General features: G+C 56.5%; 1 tRNA gene. It reads right to left on the reverse strand.

Annotated elements, in window-relative coordinates:
• Window positions 1–60: 60 nt before the first annotated feature.
• Window positions 61–134, reverse strand: a tRNA-Ile gene (locus LI162_RS15510).
• Window positions 135–200: the final 66 nt, after the last annotated feature.

Here is a 200-nt window from a genome sequence, read left to right on the forward strand (position 1 = left end):
CTCGTGACCTCCTGCTTGCAAGGCAGGCGCTCTCCCAACTGAGCTAATCCCCCATGGGTATGGGCTTAAGTGGACTCGAACCACCGACCTCACGCTTATCAGGCGTGCGCTCTAACCAGCTGAGCTATAAGCCCATATTCTTTTGTAATTTGGCGGCCACCTACTCTCCCACACCGTCTCCAGTGCAGTACCATCGGCCG

Origin of the sequence: Mediterraneibacter sp. 210702-DFI.3.120 (assembly GCF_020561005.1) — a bacterium.
Classification (GTDB): Bacteria; Bacillota; Clostridia; order Lachnospirales; family Lachnospiraceae; genus Mediterraneibacter; species Mediterraneibacter faecis.